Here is a 2397-nt window from a genome sequence, read left to right as displayed (position 1 = left end):
TCGCGAGATATTCGGGAGTCGACCGGGATGAAGTAGTTCTCGCCGGCGTACTGGACTCCGTAGCCGGCCAAGTAGATCGCCGCGACCGTATCGGGTCCAGAATCCTCGGCCTTCTTCATAAAGTCGCGGAAGGCGCCGCGCAGCGTGTCGCCGTCGAGGTCGCGGGCGCCGCTGACGTCGAAGCCAGCGGCCTGCAGCGTCTGGGCGATCAGGCCGCCGTCATTGGCGGCGGTCGAGAGCGGCGCCTTGGCGTAGGCGGCGTTGCCGATCACCAGTGCGATGCGCTTTTCCTGCTGCTGCGCGAAGGCGCCGTCCGGGACGGCGATCAGCAAAACAACAAAGGCGGAGAACAGAGACAGAAGCGGAGTGAGACGCATGATCGTGACCTGATGCATGAGCGCCATCCGCACCTGCGGATCGCCACCGCGCTTAGTTCAGCGCGCGCTCATCTGAATGTCACTTGAACAAAACGCGACGTGAACAAGGCAGGCCGCTGCTGCACTGCGTGCGGCTCGGGACTGATACCACTCCGGGTCGTCGCTTACAGCGCCTGCACGTCGACGACACCGGACACCGCCTTGATGGCGCCGGCGATTTGCGGCGAGACCTTGTAGCGTCCGGGCAGCTTCATTTCGACCTCGGTTTCGAGGTCGAGCATCAGCACCAGCGAGACGTCGCCCTCGCCCGCCGAGCGGCCCTGCGCCGGGCTCGACGGCGCGGCGCCCTCAAGGCGCTTGGCAACCGAATCGAGGAACTTGGTATCGCGCAGGAAGATGCGAAGTCCCTTCTGCGCCTTGGCGGCAGCGGCATCGAGCGGCTCGGCGTGCAGCACGCGAGCGCGGACGTCCTCGCCCTGCAGCTCGGCCCCGAGCTGCAGCAGCACCGCGGCGCCCGGCTCGAGCACGTCGCGATATTGCGCCAACCCCTCCGAGAACAGCACCGCCTCGAAATGCCCGGTCGGATCCGACAGGCCCATAATGCCCATCTTGTTTCCGGTCTTGGTGCGCCGCTCCATCCGCGACACCACCGTGGCGGCAACCTTGCCGGCGGTGGCCCCGGACTTCACCGCCTTGCAGAAATCCGTCCACGACTGCACCCGCAGCCGCTTCAGCGCCGTGGTGTAGTCGTCGAGCGGATGGCCGGACAGGAAGAAGCCGATCGCGTCGTATTCGCGGCGCAGGCGCTCCGACGGCAGCCAGGCTTCGATCTGCGGCATCACGATCGACGGCGCGTCCGGCAGACTGCCGAACATGTCGTTCTGGCCGCTGGTGACAGCCTCGTTGGCCCGCTGACAGGCGGCTATGATCGCATCGGCGGCGGCGAACACGCGGGCCCGGTTTGGATCGAGGCAGTCGAACGCGCCGGCGGCGGCGAGACATTCAACCACACGCTTGTTGATCGCACGCGGGCTGACACGGGCCGCGAAATCGGACAGCGAGGCGAACGGCTTGTCGCCGCGCGCTTCGACGATCTGCTGCACCGCCTGCATGCCGACGCCCTTCAGGCCGGCGAGTGCGTAGTAGATCGTATTCTCGCCGACTTCGAAGGTCGCGCCCGAGCGGTTGACCGACGGCGCCTCGACCTTGATGCCGAGCCGCTGCGCTTCGGCGCGGAATTCCGAGAGCTTGTCGGTGTTGTTGATTTCCAGCGTCATCGACGCGGCCAGGAATTCGACCGGGTAATGCGCCTTCATGTAGGCGGTGTGATACGACACCAGCGCATAGGCGGCCGCGTGGCTCTTGTTGAAGCCGTAGTCGGCAAACTTTGCCAGCAGGTCGAAGATGGTGTCGGCGGCGTCCTTGGCGACGCCGTTCTTGACCGCGCCCTCGACGAAGATCGCGCGCTGCTTGTCCATCTCGGCGCGGATCTTCTTGCCCATGGCGCGGCGCAGCAGGTCGGCGTCGCCGAGCGAGTAGCCGGCCATCACCTGGGCGATCTGCATCACCTGCTCTTGGTAGATGATGACGCCGAACGTCTCCTTGAGGATCGGCTCCAGCATCGGATGCAGATATTCCGGCTCCTCGTCGCCGTGCTTGCGGGCGCAATAGGTCGGGATGTTGGCCATCGGGCCGGGGCGATACAGCGCCACCAGCGCGATGATGTCCTCGAACCGGTCCGGCCGCATGTCGACCAGCGCGCGCCGCATGCCCGCGCTTTCCACCTGGAACACGCCGACCACATCGCCGCGCGCCAGCATCTGATAGCTCGGCGCGTCGTCGATCGGCAGCGTCGGCAGGTCGACATGGATGTCGCGCTGCTTCACCATCTCGACGGCATAGCGGATGGTGGTGAGGGTCTTGAGGCCAAGGAAGTCGAATTTCACGAGGCCCGCAGGCTCGACCCATTTGAGATTGTATTGCGTGACCGGCATATCGGAGCGCGGGTCTCGATAGAGCG

At 65.7% G+C, this 2397-nt stretch carries 2 protein-coding genes; both read right to left on the bottom strand.

What is annotated here, in order from left to right; translation table 11 throughout:
* A partial coding sequence (locus ACOJTD_RS16805) for a caspase family protein (protein WP_420134026.1) occupies positions 1-377 on the bottom strand: 377 nt, incomplete at its 3' end.
* Positions 378-541: 164 nt separating this feature from the next.
* Positions 542-2397: DNA polymerase III subunit alpha (gene dnaE / locus ACOJTD_RS16800; RefSeq protein ID WP_420134025.1), on the bottom strand; the 1856-nt coding region annotated here is incomplete at its 5' end.

It is taken from the genome of Rhodopseudomonas sp., from assembly GCF_048594845.1.
Lineage (GTDB): Bacteria > Pseudomonadota > Alphaproteobacteria > Rhizobiales > Xanthobacteraceae > Rhodopseudomonas.
Note: the sequence above shows the minus strand (reverse complement) of the source record. Positions and strands in the feature narration are given on the sequence as shown.